The 21698-nt window shown below is 42.7% G+C and carries 20 protein-coding genes; 14 read left to right on the forward strand and 6 right to left on the reverse strand.

The features are described from left to right. Positions 1-161: 161 nt before the first annotated feature. The 3 genes from dapD to map are packed head-to-tail and all read right to left on the reverse strand — an operon-like array spanning position 162 to position 4439. Positions 162-989 carry a 2,3,4,5-tetrahydropyridine-2,6-dicarboxylate N-succinyltransferase gene (gene dapD / locus IRQ78_RS16290; protein ID WP_054553126.1) on the reverse strand — a complete coding sequence of 276 codons (828 nt, stop codon included), beginning with the start codon at positions 987-989 and terminating at the stop codon, positions 162-164. Between the two features lie 9 nt (positions 990-998). Next, positions 999-3617: a [protein-PII] uridylyltransferase gene (gene glnD, locus IRQ78_RS16295; protein ID WP_054553125.1), complete on the reverse strand. Its 2619-nt coding sequence runs from the start codon at positions 3615-3617 to the stop codon at positions 999-1001. Positions 3618-3629: 12 nt separating this feature from the next. Continuing rightward, entirely contained in the window at positions 3630-4439 is an 810-nt protein-coding gene (map, locus tag IRQ78_RS16300) for a type I methionyl aminopeptidase (RefSeq protein WP_228482666.1), read from the reverse strand. 247 nt (positions 4440-4686) lie between these two features. Between map and rpsB the strand changes: the two genes are divergently transcribed. The 14 genes from rpsB (at position 4687) to IRQ78_RS16370 (ending at position 18038) form a co-directional block, all read left to right on the forward strand. After that, positions 4687-5415, forward strand: coding sequence for a 30S ribosomal protein S2 (gene rpsB / locus IRQ78_RS16305; protein WP_054553123.1), 729 nt, complete (start codon positions 4687-4689; stop codon positions 5413-5415). Between the two features lie 103 nt (positions 5416-5518). Further along, the gene (tsf, locus tag IRQ78_RS16310; RefSeq protein ID WP_138599316.1) at positions 5519-6370 is read left to right on the forward strand and encodes a translation elongation factor Ts; all 852 of its coding nucleotides are present in this window, start codon (positions 5519-5521) and stop codon (positions 6368-6370) included. Positions 6371-6521: 151 nt separating this feature from the next. Continuing rightward, positions 6522-7271 (forward strand): UMP kinase, encoded by a 750-nt coding sequence (gene pyrH, locus IRQ78_RS16315; RefSeq protein ID WP_138599317.1) that lies wholly within the window; start codon positions 6522-6524, stop codon positions 7269-7271. Between the two features lie 14 nt (positions 7272-7285). Further along, the gene (gene frr, locus IRQ78_RS16320) at positions 7286-7843 is read left to right on the forward strand and encodes a ribosome recycling factor (RefSeq protein ID WP_054553121.1); all 558 of its coding nucleotides are present in this window, start codon (positions 7286-7288) and stop codon (positions 7841-7843) included. A gap of 104 nt (positions 7844-7947) precedes the next feature. Continuing rightward, positions 7948-8727: an isoprenyl transferase gene (locus IRQ78_RS16325; protein ID WP_054553120.1), complete on the forward strand. Its 780-nt coding sequence runs from the start codon at positions 7948-7950 to the stop codon at positions 8725-8727. A 22-nt stretch (positions 8728-8749) separates the two neighbouring features. Then, positions 8750-9616, forward strand: a complete 867-nt coding sequence (locus tag IRQ78_RS16330; protein ID WP_054553119.1) for a phosphatidate cytidylyltransferase — start codon at positions 8750-8752, stop codon at positions 9614-9616. Continuing rightward, positions 9613-10812: a 1-deoxy-D-xylulose-5-phosphate reductoisomerase gene (gene ispC / locus IRQ78_RS16335; protein ID WP_194442690.1), complete on the forward strand. Its 1200-nt coding sequence runs from the start codon at positions 9613-9615 to the stop codon at positions 10810-10812. The genes IRQ78_RS16330 and ispC overlap by 4 nt, the downstream gene beginning before the upstream one ends. 1 nt (position 10813) lies before the next feature. After that, positions 10814-12166, forward strand: coding sequence for a sigma E protease regulator RseP (gene rseP, locus IRQ78_RS16340; protein ID WP_054553117.1), 1353 nt, complete (start codon positions 10814-10816; stop codon positions 12164-12166). Between the two features lie 105 nt (positions 12167-12271). Then, positions 12272-14743, forward strand: a complete 2472-nt coding sequence (bamA, locus tag IRQ78_RS16345; protein WP_054553116.1) for an outer membrane protein assembly factor BamA — start codon at positions 12272-12274, stop codon at positions 14741-14743. 12 nt (positions 14744-14755) lie between these two features. Continuing rightward, the gene (locus IRQ78_RS16350) at positions 14756-15274 is read left to right on the forward strand and encodes an OmpH family outer membrane protein (RefSeq protein WP_054553115.1); all 519 of its coding nucleotides are present in this window, start codon (positions 14756-14758) and stop codon (positions 15272-15274) included. 9 nt (positions 15275-15283) lie between these two features. Next, positions 15284-16324: a UDP-3-O-(3-hydroxymyristoyl)glucosamine N-acyltransferase gene (gene lpxD, locus IRQ78_RS16355; protein WP_054553114.1), complete on the forward strand. Its 1041-nt coding sequence runs from the start codon at positions 15284-15286 to the stop codon at positions 16322-16324. A 10-nt stretch (positions 16325-16334) separates the two neighbouring features. Next, positions 16335-16787 (forward strand): 3-hydroxyacyl-ACP dehydratase FabZ, encoded by a 453-nt coding sequence (fabZ, locus tag IRQ78_RS16360; protein WP_054553113.1) that lies wholly within the window; start codon positions 16335-16337, stop codon positions 16785-16787. Between the two features lie 2 nt (positions 16788-16789). Beyond that, positions 16790-17560 (forward strand): acyl-ACP--UDP-N-acetylglucosamine O-acyltransferase, encoded by a 771-nt coding sequence (lpxA, locus tag IRQ78_RS16365; protein ID WP_054553112.1) that lies wholly within the window; start codon positions 16790-16792, stop codon positions 17558-17560. 109 nt (positions 17561-17669) lie between these two features. Further along, on the forward strand, positions 17670-18038 hold the full coding sequence (locus tag IRQ78_RS16370; RefSeq protein ID WP_054553111.1) for a septal ring lytic transglycosylase RlpA family protein: 369 nt from the start codon (positions 17670-17672) through the stop codon (positions 18036-18038). Here the strand turns inward: IRQ78_RS16370 and cydC are convergent. Genes cydC through cydX form a run of 3 tightly spaced genes read right to left on the reverse strand, consistent with a single transcriptional unit; the run spans position 18035 to position 21690 of the window. Beyond that, positions 18035-19795, reverse strand: a complete 1761-nt coding sequence (cydC, locus tag IRQ78_RS16375; protein ID WP_194442691.1) for a thiol reductant ABC exporter subunit CydC — start codon at positions 19793-19795, stop codon at positions 18035-18037. The genes IRQ78_RS16370 and cydC overlap by 4 nt on opposite strands. Next, positions 19788-21548: a thiol reductant ABC exporter subunit CydD gene (gene cydD / locus IRQ78_RS16380; RefSeq protein WP_194442692.1), complete on the reverse strand. Its 1761-nt coding sequence runs from the start codon at positions 21546-21548 to the stop codon at positions 19788-19790. The genes cydC and cydD overlap by 8 nt, the downstream gene beginning before the upstream one ends. Beyond that, entirely contained in the window at positions 21538-21690 is a 153-nt protein-coding gene (gene cydX / locus IRQ78_RS16385; RefSeq protein ID WP_054553108.1) for a cytochrome bd-I oxidase subunit CydX, read from the reverse strand. The genes cydD and cydX overlap by 11 nt, the downstream gene beginning before the upstream one ends. Between the last annotated feature and the right edge of the window lie 8 nt (positions 21691-21698).

The raw sequence follows: 21698 nt of genomic DNA on the forward strand, positions 1-21698 counted from the left end.
GTGTGTATTTGAAATAAGATGTAACAATTTAGCGGAGGAGCTTTAAGTTAAAAGCCTTAAGTCCTAAGTTTTAAGCTCTAAGTACAAAAAAGCGCGAAACTAGTTAGCATCGCGCTTCTTATATCTAAAATTTAAAGCTGACGGCTTAAAGCTCCGCTTTATTATTCATCAATCGAGCGAAGTAGGGCATTAATACCTACTTTTTCGCGAGTTTGCTGATCAACTTTTTTCACTATGATGGCAGCATATAGGCTGTGCGAACCATCTTTTGACGGTAAAGAACCTGGAACAACAACCGCACCGGCTGGTACTCGGCCGTAATGGATTTCGCCAGTTTCACGGTCATAGATACGTGTGCTTTGGCTGATGTAAACACCCATTGAGATAACAGCGCCTTCTTCAACTACAACGCCTTCAACAATCTCAGAACGTGCGCCAATAAAGCAGTTGTCTTCAATAATAGTTGGGTTAGCTTGTAGTGGTTCAAGCACACCACCAATGCCTACACCGCCAGATAAGTGAACGTTTTTACCAATTTGTGCACATGAGCCAACCGTTGCCCATGTATCAACCATGGTACCTTCATCAACGTAGGCGCCAATGTTGACATAAGATGGCATAAGCACCACGTTTTTACCTACGAAGCTGCCTTTACGTGCCACAGCATTAGGCACAACACGCATGCCGCCTTGTTGGAATTGCTCTGGTGTATAGTCGCTAAATTTAAGGGGTACTTTGTCGTAAAACTGATTAACACCATCGCTCATTGGTTGGTTATCACGAATACGGAAAGACAATAGCACCGCTTTTTTTAACCATTGATGTACAACCCACTCACCACTGATTTTTTCAGCAACACGTGCAGCGCCGCTATCAAGTAATTCAAGCGCGTCGATAATAGCTTGTTTAACTTCACTTGATACCGTGCTTGGGCTGATGCTATCGCGGTTGTCCCAGGCGTTTTCGATCATGGTTTTTAAATCTGACATAAGATCCTCTTATTCGGTTTCTGCGTTGAGTTTTTTACGCAATGCTTGATGAATTTTAGCCTGTTCTTCGTCTGTTAATGCTTGGTATTCGTTATTTGATACCACGAAGAAATCTTCTGCACGCTCACCAACTGTGGTGATCCGTGCGGCATGAATATGTAATAAGTGCGCTTGAAATACTTCCGCAATTTTTGTTAATAGACCCGGAATATCCACCGCTTGAATTTCAATTAAGCTGCGGTCTTTACGGGCATGCGGTCTAAGCACAATTTTTGGTTTGATATTAAAGTCTTTGAAGCGCTGAGAGCGATTCTTTTTAAGGCGAATTTTCTTTTTCGGGTCGCTAATTGCAAGATCTAAAGCACGTTTAATGCCTTGCGAACGGTTACTCGCAATCGGGTCACCATTGACCTCTAAAATAACAAAGCTAAATAGCACGTAGCCATCTTTTGTGGTCAGTACTTGCGCATGTTGAATTTGCGCTTTTTTCGAACCAATCACACTAACTAAACGTGAGAATAAACTGCCCGAGTAAGGGCTATAAGCAAATACTTGTGTACCACCATGCATTGCGGTGTTAGACACGGCAACGCTAGGCTGGCTTAAATCGTCACAGCTTAGTAGGTGCTCTGTGTGCCACGAAATCTGTTGCTCACTAAAAGCGGTAAAGTAATTGGCTTTAAAGCGACTCCAAATTAAGTCGATTTGATCTTCGTTACAACCGTGGTTCAGTAAGCGCTGTTTGGCTTGCTGTTTTTTATCACGTATTTGGTCACGTTGGTCCATTGGGTTTTCAAGCCCTAAACGAAGCGCTCGCTGGGTGTGTAAATACAGCTCACGTAGTAGGGTATTTTTCCAATCGTTCCACAGGTTATCGTTAGTTGCGCGAATATCGGCCAAGGTTAAGCAGTACAAGTAGTCAAGCTGACGCTCGTTTTTCACTTTACTTGCAAAGTCTTTAATCACATCTGGGTCATTAATATCTTTGCGCTGCGCTGTAACCGACATAAGTAAGTGATTAGCCACTAACCACGAAATAAGCTTGCCATCTGAGGCTGGGAAGCGGTGTAGTTTAGCAAACGCGATTGCATCAACTGAGCCAAGCTCAGAGTGATCGCCACCACGGCCTTTAGCAATATCATGGAAAATACCGGCTAAATAAAGTAACTCAGGCTTGTCCATACGAGTGACAATTTCACTACATAACGGAAATTCGCTGACTTTTGATTTATCAAAATACTTATAAATATTGTTGATGAGTTTATGGGTATGTTCATCCACGGTGTAGGCATGGAATAAATCGAACTGCATTTGCCCAAAGATATTACGCCACTGTGGTAAGTAGGCAGCGATAATACCGTGCTTGTGCATCAGCGTAAATGCGCGCCCCATACCGTTAGGGTGTTTGATTAAACGCAAAAATGCTTCGCGACAGGCGGCGTAATCTTGTAAATCACCCAATAAACGACGGCGAACTTGGCGCATTGTACGTATAGTACTTGGGTAAATATGGGTGATTTCTGGGTTATCAGCAATATGCTCGAACAATACAAATAGCTGATCACGGCGGAAGAACACAGACGGATTCTTAACACGAATTTGATGACCAATACGCTCAAAGTTACGGTCAAGCTCAATCACAGGTAACTCACCAGCACCCGGTAAAATGCTTTGCTCAAAGTATGAAAGCAGCATTTGGTTAAGCTCACGTACGCGGCTCATGATCCTAAATAAACGCTTCATCATGCGCTCGACCGAGGCTTTACCATCACTACCAAAGCCGAGGATTTCAGCGGCGTTAGGCTGATGATCGAACAATAAGCGGTTTTCAGAGCGACCCGCAGCGATGTGTAGCGCAAAACGAATGTTCCATAGGTTTTCTAAACACTCAGACAGCTCTTGGTATTCTTCGTGAGTAAGATAGCCGTGATTTATAAGTTCTTGTAATGTCTCGGCTCTAAAGTGCTTTTTAGCAACCCAAATAATGGTCTGTAAGTCGCGCAGGCCACCCGGGTTCTCTTTGATATTCGGCTCAAGGTTATAAGCTGTACCATGGCATTTTTTATGGCGTAAACTTTGTTCTTGTACTTTTGCCAAAAAGAATTCGTCTGAGCGCCAAATCGGCGTATCAATTAAATGATTTTTTAATTTTTCGAATTCGATATGGTTACCGAAAATTAATCGGCTTTCGAGTAAGCTGGTGGCAAATGTCACATCTTCACGTTTTTGTTCTAATGCTTGTTCTATAGTGCGAACGCTGTGACCAATTTCTAAATTTAGATCCCAAAGCATGGTAACGAACTGGCCAATTTTCTCGCACACGGCTTCACTTGGCTGCTCGCTTACCAGCAACATAAAGTCGATATCGGAATAGGGGTGTAGTTCGCCACGACCATAACCACCCACAGCAATCAGGGCTAAGTCACTTTCATGAGCAAGGTCGTAATCGTGAAACAGTTTAATTAATAAGCGGTCGATAAACTCAGCGCGGGCATTAATTAAGTTGCTAACGGGTTGTTTTGAGAATTCGTTCTGTAGCCATTTATAAAAATAACTAGAACAGTCGCGATAATCGCTAAGTTGCTCAGCTTGGCTGAGCAACTTTTTTACTTTATTGGGTAATGCCACTGGGGCTGGCTCCTAGTGTTCGATGATCCTGTCAATAGTATCATCTGATCGGAGCGTTAAAATTTCAACACCATTTTCAGTCACTAACAGTGTATGTTCCCACTGTGCAGACAATGAACGGTCTTTTGTTACAACTGTCCAGTTGTCTTTAAGTAGCTTACATTGGCGTTTACCAGCATTAACCATAGGTTCGATTGTTAAGCACATACCTGCTTTTAATACTTCACCAGTACCTGCTTTACCATAGTGCATTACTTGAGGTTCTTCGTGGAACTCAGCACCAATACCGTGGCCACAGTATTCACGTACGATTGAATAGCTAAAGCCCTCTGCGTATTTTTGAATTGCAGCACCAATATCACCTAAGCGTACGCCTGGTTTTACCATTTTAATTGCAAGGTAAAGGCTTTCTTGGGTGATATCTGCAAGACGCTTGCCTTGAATGTTAGGCGTACCAACGTGGAACATCTTCGATGTATCACCGTGATAGCCATCTTTGATCACAGTCACGTCGATATTGACGCTATCGCCTTCTTTAAGTGGTTTGTCATTTGGAATACCGTGACAAATTACATGGTTCACTGAGGTGCAAATTGATTTTGGGAAACCGTGATAATTAAGCGGTGCTGGAATAGCATCTTGAACATTAACAATATAATCATGACAAATTGTGTTTAGTTCATCTGTGGTTACACCTGGCACCACATGCGGTTCTATCATTTCTAGTACCTCGGCGGCTAAGCGCCCGGCAACACGCATTTTTTCGATTTCTTCAGGGGTCTTGATCACAGCACTCATTGAGGCTCCAAAGTTGTTTTTCAGGTCAGTTTTTAGTGCACAAATTTTGCACTAGACGTTGAGTTTTCAATTTTAATATGGTATAAAGCGCGCCGTCTTTTTACAAATAAATTCTTAACTGATTTTTTGTATTTAAGGCAAACACAATTTTATTTTAACACACACACGTATCGTCACATACACTTGGGTGCACTTAAGTTACAAATTAACTACGGTGTTGGTGCTATGGGATATGTGGAGGCCTAACCCTAAATTATAGAGGATTATACAAATGGCAAACGTTTCAATGCGCGATATGCTTCAAGCTGGTGTTCACTTTGGTCACCAGGCACGTTACTGGAACCCTAAGATGAAGCCTTTCATCTTCGGCGCTCGTAACCGTGTTCATATCATCAACCTAGAGCAAACTGTACCAATGTTCAACGAAGCACTTAAGTTCTTATCGAACGCAGCTTCTAACAAAGGTAAAGTACTTTTCGTTGGTACTAAGCGCGCAGCAAGCGAAGCAGTTAAAGAAGCCGCTCTTCAAAGCGAGCAGTTCTACGTAAACCACCGTTGGTTAGGTGGTATGTTGACTAACTGGAAAACAGTTCGTCAATCAATCAAGCGTCTTAAAGACCTTGAAGCGCAAAGCCAAGACGGTACTTTCGAGAAATTAACTAAGAAAGAAGCGTTAATGCTTACTCGTGAAATGGAAAAGCTTGAAAAGAGCCTTGGTGGTATCAAAGACATGGGCGGTCTTCCTGACGCGCTTTTCGTTATCGATGCAGACCACGAGCACATCGCTATCCGTGAAGCTAACAACCTAGGTATTCCAGTTGTTGCTATCGTTGATACTAACTCTAACCCAGACGGTGTTGATTACATCGTACCTGGTAACGACGATGCGATCCGTGCTATCCAACTTTACACAGGCGCTGTATCAGCTGCGATCACTGAAGGTCGTGAGAACAACATCGTTGCTCAAGCTGAGAAAGACGACTTCGTAGAAGCTGAGTAATTAGCTGTCATCAAGTCTTCATCTAATTAAGATGAAGACTTGTTATTCTTGTTAAGCGGCCTATACCGCTTCCCTATAACAGAATTCAATTGAGGATATTCTAATGGCTGTAACTGCTGCCCTAGTTAAAGAATTACGCGAGCGTACTGGCGCTGGCATGATGGATTGTAAAAAAGCGTTAACTGAAACTAACGGTGACATCGAGTTAGCGATCGAAAACATGCGTAAGAGCGGTGCTGCAAAGGCTGCTAAAAAAGCAGGTAACATCGCTGCTGAAGGTACAATCTTAATCAAAGAAGGTAACGGTTTCGCTGCACTTCTTGAAGTTAACTGTCAAACTGACTTCGTTGCTAAAGACGCTAACTTCCTTGGTTTCGCTAACCAAGTTCTTGACGCTGCTGCAGAATCTAAAGCAGACATCGAAGCACTTAAAGCACAATTCGAAGAAACTCGTGTTGCGCTAGTTGCTAAAATCGGTGAAAACATCAACGTTCGTCGCGTTGAGTACATCGACGGTGACAAGCTTTCTTCTTACCGCCACGGCGACCGTATCGGTGTTGTTGTAGTTGGTGAAGCTGACGAAGAAACACTTAAGCAAGTTGCTATGCACGTAGCTGCGTCTAAGCCTGAGTTCGTAAACCCAGAAGACGTACCAGCTGACGTTGTTGAAAAAGAAAAAGCAGTTCAAATCGATATCGCGATGAACGAAGGCAAGCCTGCTGAAATCGCTGAGAAAATGGTTATCGGTCGTATGAAGAAATTCACTGGTGAGATCTCTCTTACTGGTCAAGCTTTCATCATGGAACCTAAAAAATCAGTTGGCGAAATTCTTAAAGAGAAAGGCGCAACTGTTACTAACTTCATCCGTTTAGAAGTTGGTGAAGGTATCGAGCGTAAAGAAGAAGACTTCGCTGCTGAAGTAGCTGCACAAATCGCTGCTGCAAAAGGCGAGTAATTTTCTAACTTAGTGACGTAGGGCAATAAGATGAAATTAATCTGCTATTAGCTTTTGCGTCACTGATGAAAATTCTTTAAAATAACCGCGTTTTATGTGTAACCATAGCGCGGTTATTTTTTATCTCATTACTAAGGCTGGCCCAAATATTATGACTATCAATCGTAAACCTATTTTTAGACGTGTTCTTCTTAAACTTAGCGGTGAAGCATTAATGGGAGACGAAGGCTTCGGCATCGACCCAAAAGTACTTGACCGTATGGCTCAAGAAATTAAAGAACTTGTAGAGCTCGACGTAGAAGTAGGTTTAGTTATCGGTGGCGGTAACTTCTTGCGTGGTGGTTCATTAGCAGAAGCGGGTATGAACCGCGTAGTTGGCGACCACATGGGTATGCTTGCCACTGTAATGAATGGTTTGGCAATGCGCGATGCACTGCACCGTGCATTTGTAAATTGTCGTTTAATGTCTGCTATCCCACTGAACGGTGTGTGTGATGCTTACAACTGGGCAGAAGCTATCAGCCTATTAAAATCTGGCCGCGTTGTAATTTTCTCAGCGGGTACAGGTAACCCATTCTTCACGACTGACTCAGCAGCGTGTTTACGTGGTATTGAAATTGAAGCAGATACTGTAATCAAAGCGACTAAAGTGGATGGTGTTTACTCTGATGATCCAGTGAAAAACCCAGACGCTACACTATATCGCCACTTAAGCTACAATGAAATCATTGAAAAAGAGCTTAAGGTTATGGATTTAGCTGCATTTACGCTGGCGCGTGACCACAACATGCCATTAAGCGTATTTAACATGAATAAATCAGGCGCGCTTAAGCGTGTTATTATGGGCGAAGATGAAGGAACGCTTATCTCTTCACAAGCCTCAGACGAAACTAGCAAATAGATTAGGATTGAACCGTGATTAACGATATCAAAAAAGATGCGTCAGAACGTATGCAAAAAAGTGTTGCGGCACTAGGCAGTCAATTATCTAAAATTCGCACAGGCCGTGCGCACCCAGCATTACTTGACGGTATTCAAGTGTCTTACTACGGTGCTGACACGCCATTAAACCAAGTTGCTAACGTAACAATTGAAGACTCTCGTACACTTGCAATTAGCGTGTTTGATAAGTCACTAGCGCAAGCAGTAGAAAAAGCGATCATGGCTTCAGATTTAGGTTTAAACCCAATGTCTGCAGGTACTGTTATTCGTGTTCCACTTCCTCCACTTACAGAAGAGCGTCGTAAAGACCTTATCAAAATCGTACGTGGCGAAGTTGAAAGCGGTCGTGTTGCTGTACGTAACATCCGTCGTGATGCAAATGGCGACATTAAGAGCTTATTGAAAGAAAAAGATATTTCTGAAGATGAAGCACGTCAAGCAGAAGACGAGATCCAAAAGCTTACTGATAAGTTCATCAAAGAGATGGACGCACAACTAGCTGCAAAAGAAGCTGAGTTAATGGAAATCTAATCGCTGCTGTTTATCTTTCAGACACTGATTCTGTAAGTAAACAGGCGTAACTAAATTTATTAGTTTTGAAACGCCGTCTAGGGTATACTAGACGGCGTTTTTTTATGGAATACTCGATATTTATGGTTCTTAACGCTGATAAAATTTCCCAGCAAAGTTTGCCTAAGCATGTCGCTATAATCATGGATGGCAACGGACGTTGGGCACAAGCGAAAAATCGCCCACGTGTTTATGGGCACAAAAAGGGCGTTGATGCGGTTCGTCAATCAGTGCAATTTTGTACTCGCTTAGGTATACAGTCGTTAACACTATTCGCATTTAGTAGCGAAAATTGGCGACGTCCAGAAGACGAAGTAAATACGCTCATGGAGCTATTTTTATTTGTACTGGGCAAAGAAGTTAAAAAACTTCATAAAAATAATGTAAAGCTAAACATAATTGGTGATTTATCACGCTTTTCAGAAGGTTTGCGCAATAAAGTTGATGCAGCCCATGAATTAACTCGTAATAATACGGGTCTACAGTTAAACGTGGCAGCTAATTATGGTGGACGTTGGGATATTACTAACGCCGCAACAACGCTTGCGAAAAAAGTCGCAGCCGGTGAAATGGCCGCAGAAGATATTACTGAAGAGCTAATGGCTGAACAAATGAGTATGGCCGACCAAGGTGAGCTTGATTTAATGATCCGCACCGGTGGAGATTTACGCATCAGTAACTTCCTTTTATGGCAAGCGGCTTATGCTGAGCTTTACTTTACCGATACGCTTTGGCCAGACTTCAATGAAGCTGCATTTGCTGATGCTATCGCATGTTACGTTGCCAGAGAGCGACGATTTGGTTGTACAGGCGAACAAATAAAACAATTACTCGCCGAGACCTAATTACTAGTTGAAGGTACACACATTGCTAAAACAACGAATTTTAACCTCGCTCGTGTTGGCACCACTTGCACTTATTTTGGTTTTTTATACCCCATTAACACTATTTAGTTATATCGCCGCTGGTATTGTTTTGCTCGGTGCGTGGGAATGGTCTGCATTTATGGGCCTATGCGATAAAGTTAAACGCTTTGGATTTGTAGCAGCAACGGCTGCATTTTTGGCATTACTCAACTGGCATTGGCCCATTGAATCACTTTGGCAAAATGGTCAATTAGTGGGTGATGCAAACTATCTATTTACCTTGTCATTTGCATGGTGGATTGTGGCAACTTATTTAGTTTGGCGCTACCCAGCTATGGCAAAGGCTTGGAATGAAGGCATTGTAATGCGTGCCATTGCAGGCTTTTTAACGCTAGTGCCACTTTGGCTTGCACTAAATACACTACGTAGCGCAGGGTATGGTGAATCTACTCACTTTGGTTCAATGTTAATTTTAGTTGTACTTGGTATTGTATGGAGCGCTGATATTGGTGCTTACTTTACTGGTAAAAACTTAGGTAAACGTAAACTAATGCCAAAGGTAAGTCCTAATAAAACGATTGAAGGTTTATTAGGTGGTGTAGTAGCTTCGGTTGTTTTTGTTTTAGCATTTTGCCACTTCACTAATGTTGATATGAGTGTTTGGCCAATCTATGCCGTAATGACTGCATTTATCGCGTTATTCTCAGCGGTAGGCGATTTACTCGAAAGTATGTTCAAACGTGAGGTTGGCTTGAAAGACAGCGGTTCGTGTTTACCAGGTCACGGTGGTATTTTAGACCGTATCGATAGCTTAACCGCAGCTGCGCCAATCTTTGTACTTTGCTACGCATGGACACTGAGTTTATGAGCAAAGTAGAGCAACTTGTCGTACTGGGCGCAACTGGTTCAATCGGTTTAAGCACCTTAGATGTTGTTTCTAGAAACCCAGAGCGTTTCGCGGTTTTTGCTTTAGCGGCGGGTAAAAATGCCGAGCAAATGGCTGAGTTGTGTATCGCACATCAGCCTAAGTTTGCTGTTATGGCTGATCAACAAGCCGCTAGTGCGCTATCAAATTTACTTGCAAATAGCTCGTGTAACACACAGGTGCTAGCAGGTGTTGATGCGATGTGTGAGCTTGCTGCACATACAGATGTTGATGCAGTGATGTCGGCGATAGTAGGTGCAGCAGGTCTGTTACCGACTTTAAGTGCAGTTGAAGCTGGCAAAAAGGTCTTGCTCGCTAACAAAGAGTCGCTCGTTATGTCAGGTCAGTTGTTTATTGATAAAGTAAAACAACATGGCGCCACTTTACTGCCTATCGACAGCGAACATAATGCGATTTTCCAATGTATGCCTGCATCGCTACAAAATACATCTGGCTTACTTGCTGACAATGGCGTGAGCAAAATCTTGCTGACTGGTTCTGGCGGTCCCTTCTTAAAGCGTGATTTAGCGACATTATCATCAGTGACTGTTGCAGAAGCGGTGGCACACCCTAATTGGTCGATGGGACAAAAGATTTCTGTTGATTCAGCCACTATGATGAATAAAGGCCTAGAGTTTATAGAAGCCAAGTGGTTGTTTAACTGCTGTGCCAGTGATATTGAAGTGGTGATCCACCCACAAAGTATTATTCACTCTATGGTGCAATATCAAGATGGCTCAGTGCTTGCGCAAATGGGCAATCCAGATATGCGCACACCAATAGCGCATGCTTTAGCTTTTCCTGAGCGTGTCGATGCGGGTGTAAAACCGCTCGATTTTTCACAAATGGCAGATTTTACTTTCACTAAACCAGATTATGCCCGTTACCCTAATTTAAAACTTGCCATTGATGCGTGTGAAATGGGGCAAGGTGCAACCACCACAGTAAATGCGGCGAATGAAATTGCCGTTGCTGCCTTTTTAAATGGTCAAATCGGCTTTACAGATATTTATCGAATTAACGCTGAAACGCTCAACGCAACACAAAACATCAACGTGCAAACTCTCGATGAGATTTTAGCTTGCGACCAAGCTGCACGTGTAAAAGCGACTGAGTTTGTAAAAAGAGGCATCAACTAGCATGTTTGATTTTTTCTGGAATCTTGGCTCATTTATTCTCGCCTTAGGTATTTTAGTGACTGTGCATGAATATGGTCATTTCTGGGTTGCGCGAAAAGCGGGCGTGAAAGTGCTACGTTTTTCAATTGGCTTTGGTAAGCCGTTGATCAAGTGGTACGACAAACAGCAAACCGAATATGTGGTTGCTGCAATCCCACTAGGTGGTTATGTCAAAATGCTTGATGAGCGTGTTGACGAAGTGCCGCCAGAGCAGCGTCATTTATCATTTAATGCTAAATCAGTAAAAGCACGTATTGCGATTGTGGCTGCAGGCCCGATGGCAAACTTTTTATTCGCTATTTTTGCACTTGCTGTGATGTATATGGTGGGGGTGCAGTCATTAAAACCTGTGGTGGGTGAGGTGACTCAAGGCAGCCGTGCCGCTGCTGCTAAGATTGAGCCAAACCAGCAAATTATTAAAATTGGTGAAGACGACATTAACACTTGGCAAGATGCCACATTCTCACTTATGAGTCGCTTAGGTGAGCAAAGTGTTGTGGTAACGCTTCGTGATCAAAATTATCAAAAACATGTACGTACTCTTAATTTAGATGGTTGGAAATTAGATCAACAAGACGTTCCGCCATTAACCTCGATAGGTATTGTACCGTTTCGCCCTAAAGCACTTTTAGAAGTAGCCATGATCAGTAAAGGCTCGGCGGCAGAAGCTGCAGGTTTACAGGTTAACGACAAAATACTTGCTGTAAATGGTGAAAATATCAGCAGTTGGAGCAAGTTAGTTTCATTAATTCAGCAATCACCTAACAAATCCTTACAATTTAGTGTACAAAGGCAAGATAGTATAAAAGAACTGACAGTAACGCCACAAAGCAGAACCAATGATACAGGCGTTGCTCAGGGCTTTTTAGGTGTGTCTCCGGTGGTCGAGCCATGGCCAGAAAACTATATTGAAACTAGACATTATGGCCCCGTCGATAGTATTGTGCTGGGCATACAAGAAACATGGCGTTTAATTACCCTTAGTTTTGACATGATTGGTAATTTAATTACTGGTCAGGTGTCGGTTAAAAATTTAAGTGGTCCGGTGGGCATTGCAGTTGGCGCGGGAACTAGCGTAAGCTATGGCTTGGTTGCCTTTTTAAGCTTTTTAGCATTAATTAGTGTAAACCTTGGTGTATTTAACTTATTGCCGCTGCCAGTGCTAGATGGTGGGCACTTAATGTATTACATAATTGAACTTTTTCGCAAAAAGCCGGTCTCTGAGAAGACGCAAGAATTTGGTTTTAAAGTGGGGGCCTTGCTGCTTCTATTTTTAACATGTTTCGCTTTGTTCAATGATGTATCGCGTTTATAACAAATAAGCGAAAAATTCCAATTTGAACACGATTGTAAAACACCAAAAAGTTTATTTAAAAAGGTGTTGAGCGGTAATACAGTTGTAAAGGATAAAGATAACAAAATGGCTATAAAAAAACATTTGGCAGTTTCAAGTTTATTAGGCGCTAGCTTTGCAGCCCTAGGCCAAAACTCCTTTATTGTAGAAGATTTAAAAGTTGAAGGTTTACAGCGTGTTGCACTGGGTGCTGCGTTAACGCATATTCCGATCAATGTGGGCGATAATATTGATGAGTACACAATTTCAAGAACCATAAAGGCTCTCTATCGTTCTGGTCACTTTGACAATATTAAAGCATTACGTGATGGCAACAGTGTTATCTTCCGAGTGACTGAGCGCCCAACGATCAGTATGATCGAATTTGATGGCAATAAAGATATCAAAGATGAGCAGCTAAATGAGTCGCTAGACCAGCAGGATATCCGTACTGGTGAGCCGCTTGATAAAACAGTTCTTGATAACATTGAAAAAGGTCTAGTTGAATTCTTCCACAGTATTGGTAAGTACAATGCAAAGGTGGAAGTTAGTATCACAAAGTTACCTCGAAACCGTGTAAAACTATTATTTGAATTTGATGAAGGTGATGCTGCATCAATTCGTCAAATCAACCTCGTTGGTAACGAACTTTTCTCTGATGAAGAGCTACTTAAATTAGCTGAGTCACAGCAAGATTTGCCGTGGTGGAAGTTCATGTCGAGCGACCGTTATCAAAAGCAAACCATTGAAGGCGATTTAGAGAAAATTCGCAGTTACTACCTAGACCGTGGCTACTTGCGCTTTAATATCGATTCAACACAAGTATCTGTAAGCCCTGAGCGTGACTCTGTTTATGTAACAGCAAATATCACCGAAGGCGTTAAATACAAAGTGAAAGGCTTTGACTTTATTGGTGACTTGTTAGGCCGTGAAGAACTCATCAGAAGTGTTATCCCGCTGAAAACAGGTGAGCTTTATAATGGCTCCGTTGTGACCTCTTCAGAAGAGTTTATCAAAAGCTACTTAGCGCGTTTTGGTTATGCTAATGCTGAAGTGCGTACCATCCCAGAAATTGATGATGAAAATAAAGAAGTTCAATTAACGCTATCGGTTAATCCGGGTAAGCGTGTTTATGTTCGTCGTATCATTGTGGGTGGTAACCAAAATACCTCTGATGAAGTAGTGCGCCGTGAAATGACACAGCTTGAAGGTGCGTGGTTGTCCAATCAAAGCCTTGAGCGCTCTAAACTGCAAATTCAGCGTTTACCCTACATGGAAAGCGTTGATTTTAATGTGGTGCCAGTACCAGGTGTAGATGACCAAGTTGATGTAGATTTTACTGTGAAAGAACAATCTGCAGGTAGCTTTAACGCAGGCCTTGCCTATGGTTCTTACTTAGGTCTGCAATTTAACATTGGTGTCAGTGAATCAAACTTCTTAGGGACCGGTAACCAAATTGGTTTCAACATCAATACCTCACGTGGTTCTGAGCGTATTAGTGTGTCTTATACTGACCCTTACTTTACGCCTGATGGTGTATCGCAAGGTAGTAGCATTTTCTACAGTAACTACGATGCGAGTAAGTTTAGCCTAATCGACTATAAATCGAAGAGCTATGGTATTGGTACTAACATTGGTTTCCCAATCGATGCAGTAAACCGTATTAACTTTGGTGTTCGTTGGGTACAAGAAGAACTGTCAGATATTGCTGAGTACGAGCAAACACGTGTTATTCGTGAAACCTTCTTAGATCCAAATAACCCAGATGCAGGTTTTGACTTTACTAAGTACGAGCTAAGTGCAGGTTGGTCACGCGTTACTGTAAACCGTGGTTTATTCCCAACAGCAGGTTCGCGCCAATCTCTTAACTTAACTGCAACAACGCCAAACTCTGATTTACAGTACTTTAAGCTAAATTACGATTCACGTTTTTATTGGCCAATCAGTAATGACCATAGCTGGGTATTCTCAACGCGTGCGGCGCTTGCATATGGTAATGGTTATGGTACAACCAATGGTTATGACCAAACACTACCGTTCCAAGAGTTCTTCAGAATAACTGAAATGGAACTACGTGGCTTTGACCGTAATACGATTTTACCACGTGCTGTATCACGTGTTCCGCAAACTATCCCTGGCACGCCATCACATGATGGTGCACCGACAGGTAGCATTGGTGGTGCATCAGAGTTTGACCAGCTTTACACAGCAGGCCGAATTGGTGGTAACGCCAAAGCGGTCGCAGGGATGGAGCTTATTGTTCCAACACCTTTCTTAGATGAAGAAAACACTAGCTCTGTACGTACCAGCTTCTTCGTAGATGCAGCAAACGTATGGGATACAGAGTTTAATATTGACCGTTATCAAAACCTGTCAACAGATGAGCGTGCTAAATTGGATGATTACTCAGATCCGATGCGCTTTAGGGTTTCAACCGGTCTTTCTCTACAATGGATCTCTCCGATGGGTCCAATGCTGATCAGTTTTGCGTATCCATTGCAAAAAGAAGAAGATGACGATACGAAGACCATCAGCTTTAACATTAGTAATACATTCTAAAGGAGTTTTTTCGTGAATAAATCAATTAAATCAACAGCTTTTGCACTACTTGCTACTTTATCTATGGGCCTATCTACTAACGCATTTGCCCACAAAGTAGGTATTGTTGATATGCAAGAAATCTACAAACAAATCCCACAAATGGCGAAAGTAGAGCAAACTTTAGAAGCTGAATTCTCTGAGCGTCGTCAAGAGCTAGAAAAACTTCAAGGTGATATTCGTTTTGAAGCTGAAAAGTTCAAGCGTGAAGCGACAACTATGAGCGACAAGCAAAAAGAAGAATTACGTACTAAGATTCAAGGTATGCAGCAGCAACTTGCTGAAAAAGGTCGTCCTTTAGAGCAAGAAATCAAAATGCGTCAAAACCAAGAACTAGCTAAAGTTCAAAAGCTAATCTTAGATGCAATCGAAGAAGTAGCGAAAGCTGGCAAATTCGATGAAGTTAAAGTTAAAGAAACAACGATTTATGTTAACCCTAAAACTGTCGATGACTTATCAAGCAAAGTTGTTGAAAAAGTAAGTAAGCAATAGAAATCATATATGCAAAACTACACGCTTTCGCAGATAGCGGATCTTCTGGGCGCTGACCTTCAAGGTGACGGCGCTACAGAGATTAAAAAAATATCTACACTTGCAAATGCCCAACATGGGCATATTGCATTTTTAGCGAACAAGAAATATCGCTCGCAATTAGATGATACTCAAGCAAGTGCGGTGATTTTATCATCAGCAGACGCTGAGTACTTTTCGGGTAATAAGCTCATTGTTGCTAACCCTTATGTTTGTTACGCCAAGCTTGCTCAGCTAATGGACACCACACCGCGCTCAGCAGTGACGGGTATTCACCCTAGTGCAGTCATTCATGATTCAGCTTCGATTGGTAATAATGTCGCGATCGCCGCCAATGTGGTGATTGAAGCTGGTGCTGTTATTGCTGACAATGTGCAGATTGGTCCAAACTGTTTCATTGGTGAGCATGCAAAAATTGGTCAAAGCACTAAGCTTTGGGCAAATGTAAGCATTTACCATGAAGTTGAGATTGGCAGCGACTGTTTATTCCAAGCGAATACAGTCGTGGGCAGCGATGGTTTTGGTTACGCTAATGAGCGTGGGGAATGGGTGAAAATACCGCAACTTGGCCGAGTAATCATCGGTGATAAGGTTGAGGTAGGCGCGTCTACTACGATTGACCGTGGTGCATTAGACGATACGATCATCCATAGTAATGTAATTATCGATAATCAATGTCAAATAGCGCATAATGTCGAGATCGGCTCAGGCACAGCGGTTGCCGGTTGCACGGTTTTTGCCGGAAGCGTCGAGATCGGTAGGAATTGTCAGATTGGTGGTATGGTTGCAATTAATGGTCACCTTAGCGTATGCGATGGTGCTATAATCACCGGCATGAGTATGGTGACGAAAGCAATCACAGAGCCTGGAATCTATTCATCAGGATTACCTCATCAAACTAACAAAGAATGGCGCCGAAGTATTGCCCACATCCGCAATCTTGGCGATATGAAAGACCGCATTAAAGCTCTTGAGTCACTGACTAAGTCACTCAATATTGAAGACAAATAAGGATGCTATTTTGGCAAATGAATTAAATAGTCTTGATATCCAAGATATTTTAAGTTTACTTCCGCATCGTTACCCGATGCTACTTGTTGACCGTGTTCTAGATTACACGCCAGGCGAGTCGTTACATGCGATTAAAAATGTAACAGTGAACGAACCTATTTTTACGGGTCATTTTCCTAATCAACCTATCTTTCCAGGTGTGTTGATTTTAGAAGCAATGGCCCAAGCAACTGGCTTACTTGGCTTTAAGACAGTTGAAAATCGTAGCGATAACGAACTATATTTATTCGCTGCGATTGATAATGCGCGATTTAAACAGCCAGTATTACCTGGCGATACTATGCATTTACATGTAGAGTTTTTAAAAGAGCGCCGCAATATATGGAAGTTTGCAGCAGAAGCAAAAGTTGACGGCAAAGTAGTGTGTACTGCCGAAATCATGTGTGCGAGAAGAGAGTTTTAATAGTGATCCATCCTACGGCGATAATCGAACCAGGTGCAAAACTTGGAAATAACGTATCAGTTGGCCCTTATAGCTACATCGGTAACGATGTTACTATTGGTGATAACTGTATCATCGAATCTCATGTGGTTGTAAAAGGCCCATCGACGATTGGTTCTGGTAACCATATTTTCCAATTTGCTTCGGTCGGTGAAGCGTGCCAAGACAAAAAGTACGCGAATGAGCCTACAACCTTGATCATTGGTGACAACAATGTGATCCGTGAGTGTGCGACCATTCACCGTGGTACGATTCAAGACCAAGGTGTAACAAAAATTGGTAGCAACAACTTATTTATGGCTTACACACACGTTGCGCATGATGCAGTAGTGGGTGATAACGTTATTTTTGCTAATAATGCCTCTGTTGCTGGCCACGTACACGTAGGTGACTGGGTGATCCTTGCTGGTAATTCAGGTGTTCACCAGTTCTGTAAAATTGGTTCACATGCCTTTGTTGGTATGTACTCAGGTGTTAATAAAGATGTGCCACCATTTGTAACGACCATTGGCACGCCGGCAGGCCCTGTAGCAATCAATACTGAAGGCATGAAACGCCGTGGTTTTGAAAGCGATGAAATCATGGCAACACGCCGTGCATATAAAACGCTTTACCGTAAGAGTTTAGGTGTTGAAGAAGCAATCGCTGAGCTAAGTGAAGATGCTGCGAAGTATCCAGCTGTTCAGTTGATGATAGACTTCGTGAAAAGCTCTGAGCGCGGAATTATTCGCTAATCAAAAGCTAATTACTAAAAGCCACCGTAAGGTGGCTTTTTTGTTTTTATAGTTCAGGTTTTGCTAAGTCAGTGCTTGTTATCTTCACGACAAAAAAGGATCTAGTAATATGAATAAACTCATCATCTTTGCATTGTTAAGCTTAATAATAAGTGGTTGTAGTAGTGCGCCTTCAGTATCAAAAGGAGCAATAGAAAAAGGCAAAGCCAGTTATTACGCTGATAAATATCATGGCCGAATGACAGCAAGTGGTGAGGTGTTTAATCAACAGGCATGGAGCGCGGCTCATCAAACGCTTGGCTTTGGCAGCAGAGTGAGGGTCACCAATATTAGTAACAATAAAAGTGTGATTGTTACCATTAATGACCGCGGCCCATTTATCCGCGGTCGTATTATCGATTTATCAAAAAAGGCGTTTTCACAAATTGCCTCAGTCAAGCAAGGTGTGATTGACGTTACTGTTGAGCAGCTCGATTAAAAACGGGTAATAAGCTCTACGTAGTCGGCTTCATTAGCCATCAATTCAGCATGACTTGCAAAGGCTCTTACTTGTCCTTGTTCTAACCAAATAACCTTATCAACACGACTTAGCATTGCTGGGTCGTGAGTAATGGTCAGCATGGTTTTATCTGCCCATATTTTCTCAAGCGTAGTCAGCAAGTTTTGCTTAGTGTGGTTATCTAGACTCTCTGTTGGCTCATCAAGAATGATTAAATTACCTTGCCTTAATAGGGCTTGAGCAATGGCAATACGACGTGACTGACCATGAGAAAGCTTTCTGCCAGCGGTTCCTAAGCGGGTATTAAGGCCGGCTTTTAAGTTCTTAAGCCAAGAGCCAAGTTCAGCGTTTTCACAGGCTTCAATAAGCATCTCATCTGTCGCATCAAAAGCTGCATAACGAAGATTTTCACGTAGCGTGCCATCAAAAATATGATGCTGCTGGGCAACTATCGTTAGCTGCTTAAAGCGTGTTGCAGTGCTCAAGCTTTCAAGTTCAAAGTTACCTTGCTTGGTGGTGAGCTTTAATGAGCCTGATTGCAGCGGCCAAAGGCCCGTGAGTAAGTTAACTAGAGTGGTTTTGCCACTGCCACTGGCACCGACTAGGGCAACTTTACTGCCGGGTGTAATCGCAAAATTGATATTGCTAAGGGCTTTACTTTTTGCCCCCAAGTATTGGTAATTGACCTCGCTTAGCTCAAGACCAAGCCCTGATTTGTCAGCTAATTGGTTTGCTAGCTGATCATCTAAGTTGTTTGGCTTTTCGGCTAAGCTGTTGTGTTTATCTTCAAGATCAAACAGTCGCTTTGCGGCACTTAAAGTAAGCGGCAATTCAATAAATGCCGTAGGCAGAGTGAGCACGGTTTCAAAGCTTGCTAATACAAATAACGCGAGCATCGCCAGTTCAACGTTTTTCATACTCCCTATTGCAACCAGTGGAATTATCATAAATACACTGGCTAGCATGGTGACTTGTATCACCAAAGTGTTTAAGCCATTACTATTTGCTATGGCCTTGTGACGATTGTAGAGCTGGTTGTTGTATTGTTTACTGAGTGAATCACAATGCGCTAATTGCGCCGCATGTGCTTGATAGACAGCAAGCTCTCTAGCACCTGATAACGTATCGGCAAGTTCAGATCTTAACTCGGCTGAGAGCTGGGTTTCGTTATCCGCTTGTTGGTGAAGCTTATGGCTTAACAATGTGGGAAGCAGTACGCCAATAATCATCAGTGAAGTAAAGCACACTAATGCAACGTCAGCGTTATACATGGCCATGAAGGCCATTACTATAGGAATGCTGAAAAGGGCGACAATAATAGGCAGCAGTACATTTAGGTAAAACTTATCCAGCGCATCGACATCATTCTGTAGCCGGTTAAATAAATCGCTACTACGACTCATTGCTAAGTCAACGTTGTTCAGTTGGCTCAAAGTCTTGAACATGTTTACGCGAATTTCGCTCAGTAATAAAAAGGTAGCATTATGAGTTATCATCCGCTCACCGTAACGAGACGCTGTGCGCACGATAGCTAAAAAGCGGATCACTCCAGCTGGGGTAAAGTAATTCATCTGCACACCAGCAATGCCCGCCGCTGCCATGGCTGCTAAAAACCACCCCGATATAGCGAGCAAGCCTACATTAGCAAGTACCGTTAAGCTTGCTAAAAAAGCTCCTAAAAGCAGCATGCCAGTATGAGGTTTGCACAGTTTTAATAGACGTATAAAGTTATGCATGGGCGTCACCTTGGCTTACCAGTTTAGCAAATAGGCCAGCTTGCTCAGTCAGTTGCTGGTACTGACCAGATTCAACAATGTGACCTTGTTGCATAACGTAAATCTTATCGGCGTGTTTAACCGTATTCAGTCGGTGAGCAATAACTAGCACTAAGTGATCTTTTGCATACTCACGGATCGCTTGATTGATTAAATGCTCGGTTTGGCTGTCTAAGTGAGCGGTAGGTTCATCTAGCATTAGCACAGGGGCATTCTTCAAAAATGCACGAGCAAGGGCTATGCGCTGTTTTTGCCCACCAGAGAGGCCTTCTCCTTGTTCACCGAGCAAGGTATCAAAGCCATCAGGTAGTGCAGTAATAAACTCAAGTGCGCCAGCTTTATTTGCTGCTTCATCGAGCTCTGCTTGGCTTGCATCGGGTTTAGCTAAGCGCAGGTTCTCTGCAACGCTCCGATAAAATAACGTGGCGTGTTGTGGGATCCACGCCAGCTGTGCTTGCCAATCAGCTAATGCAGTATCACTTAGAGGTTGTCCATTAATGCTAATGGCATTGTTGGCTTGATGATGAAAACCCAATAGGCAATCAAACAAGGTACTTTTACCCGAGCCACTTTCACCCACAAAGGCAATTAAGCCTGTGCTTGGCAGGGTTAAGTTGATATCAGTCACCCCTTCGTTTGTTTCTGGGTAGTGAAAGGTAAGCGCATTCAGCTGTATATCTTTTAGCGGTAACTCAAGTTTAGATGTACCCAAATGTTCATCGGCGTCGCTTTGATTGATTATGTCGACCATATCAGCAGCGGCACTGATCCCTTCAAGTTTTGCGTGATAATGAGTGCCCATTTGTCGAAGTGGTAAGTAAAACTCAGGGGCCAGTAGTAACACCACAAATCCAGTGGCAAAATCGAGGGTACCAAAAAATAATCTAAAGCCAATGATCACGGCAACAAGTGCCACACTAATGGTGGCTAAAAACTCAAGGGCGAAAGACGATAAAAAGGCGACTTTCAATACACCCATGGTTGCTCCACGGTAATCATCAGAAATCTGACTGATGCTATTTAGCTCACGTTTGGTTGCATTAAAGAGCTTGAGTTGAGTCAGGCCTTGTAATCGGTCAAAAAAGTAATTACCAAGTACCGCAAGTTGTTGCCAGCGATCTTGGTTTAACTGCTCCGCTTTATGGCCCACTAAAATCATAAAAAAGGGGATAAGCGGGGCTGTTAAAAGGAATATGAGGCCTGCTTTGTAATCGGTTGGAAAAATCACCACTAATATCGCTAGTGGAATAAGCGCACTGTAAGCCACACTTGGAATGTAATTAGCGTAATATTGATGCAGTGCTTCAACCCCATTATGTAAGGTGTTAAGTGTTGCGCCATGACCTTTTTGTTCACTGTAGGCTGGCCCAAGTTTGCTGAGCTTTTCTAGCAATGTATTTCGCATCACGTTTTTTATTTTTAACGCGGCGCGGTTACTTACGCGTTCACTTAGGGCAACCAACAAAGCACGAACTAAAATTAGCCCAGCCAGCGGCCATAATAATGGGCTTACGGCTTGCAAGTTTGCTTGTTCAAACATGACTTGATGAGCCGCGTTTGCAAGAAGATAACAAGAGGCAATCATTAATAGGGCGTTGAGTGTGCCCAAACTAATGCTTAATTTAAGAAGCCCTGAAGCGGACTGACTATATTGCTTTAAAAAAGCGCGCAGCGTTTGTTGCTGCGCGCGATTTGGTCGGGGTTTAGTTGTCATCGGTGTTTTTGAGTCTCGCGTAAAGCTCTAGCTCATCATCAGCAATCGAATCTTTATGTTGGTGAAATTCGTACCACATTACGTTGATCACCCCAAGGGTACAGGCTAATAGAACACCTAAAATCCAGGCAAAATACCACATAATTAAAT

This window comes from Pseudoalteromonas simplex, from assembly GCF_015278155.1.
Lineage (GTDB): Bacteria > Pseudomonadota > Gammaproteobacteria > Enterobacterales > Alteromonadaceae > Pseudoalteromonas > Pseudoalteromonas simplex.

Bases quoted from the DNA above. Each gene is read 5' to 3' on its own strand.
- dapD (WP_054553126.1), bottom strand. From the start codon at position 989: ATGTCAGATTTAAAAACCATGATCGAAAACGCCTGGGACAACCGCGAT.
- rpsB (WP_054553123.1), top strand. From the start codon at position 4,687: ATGGCAAACGTTTCAATGCGCGATATGCTTCAAGCTGGTGTTCACTTT.
- tsf (WP_138599316.1), top strand. From the start codon at position 5,519: ATGGCTGTAACTGCTGCCCTAGTTAAAGAATTACGCGAGCGTACTGGC.
- pyrH (WP_138599317.1), top strand. From the start codon at position 6,522: ATGACTATCAATCGTAAACCTATTTTTAGACGTGTTCTTCTTAAACTT.
- IRQ78_RS16325 (WP_054553120.1), top strand. From the start codon at position 7,948: ATGGAATACTCGATATTTATGGTTCTTAACGCTGATAAAATTTCCCAG.
- ispC (WP_194442690.1), top strand. From the start codon at position 9,613: ATGAGCAAAGTAGAGCAACTTGTCGTACTGGGCGCAACTGGTTCAATC.
- rseP (WP_054553117.1), top strand. From the start codon at position 10,814: ATGTTTGATTTTTTCTGGAATCTTGGCTCATTTATTCTCGCCTTAGGT.
- bamA (WP_054553116.1), top strand. From the start codon at position 12,272: ATGGCTATAAAAAAACATTTGGCAGTTTCAAGTTTATTAGGCGCTAGC.
- lpxD (WP_054553114.1), top strand. From the start codon at position 15,284: ATGCAAAACTACACGCTTTCGCAGATAGCGGATCTTCTGGGCGCTGAC.
- IRQ78_RS16370 (WP_054553111.1), top strand. From the start codon at position 17,670: ATGAATAAACTCATCATCTTTGCATTGTTAAGCTTAATAATAAGTGGT.
- cydC (WP_194442691.1), bottom strand. From the start codon at position 19,795: ATGCATAACTTTATACGTCTATTAAAACTGTGCAAACCTCATACTGGC.
- cydD (WP_194442692.1), bottom strand. From the start codon at position 21,548: ATGACAACTAAACCCCGACCAAATCGCGCGCAGCAACAAACGCTGCGC.
- cydX (WP_054553108.1), bottom strand. From the start codon at position 21,690: ATGTGGTATTTTGCCTGGATTTTAGGTGTTCTATTAGCCTGTACCCTT.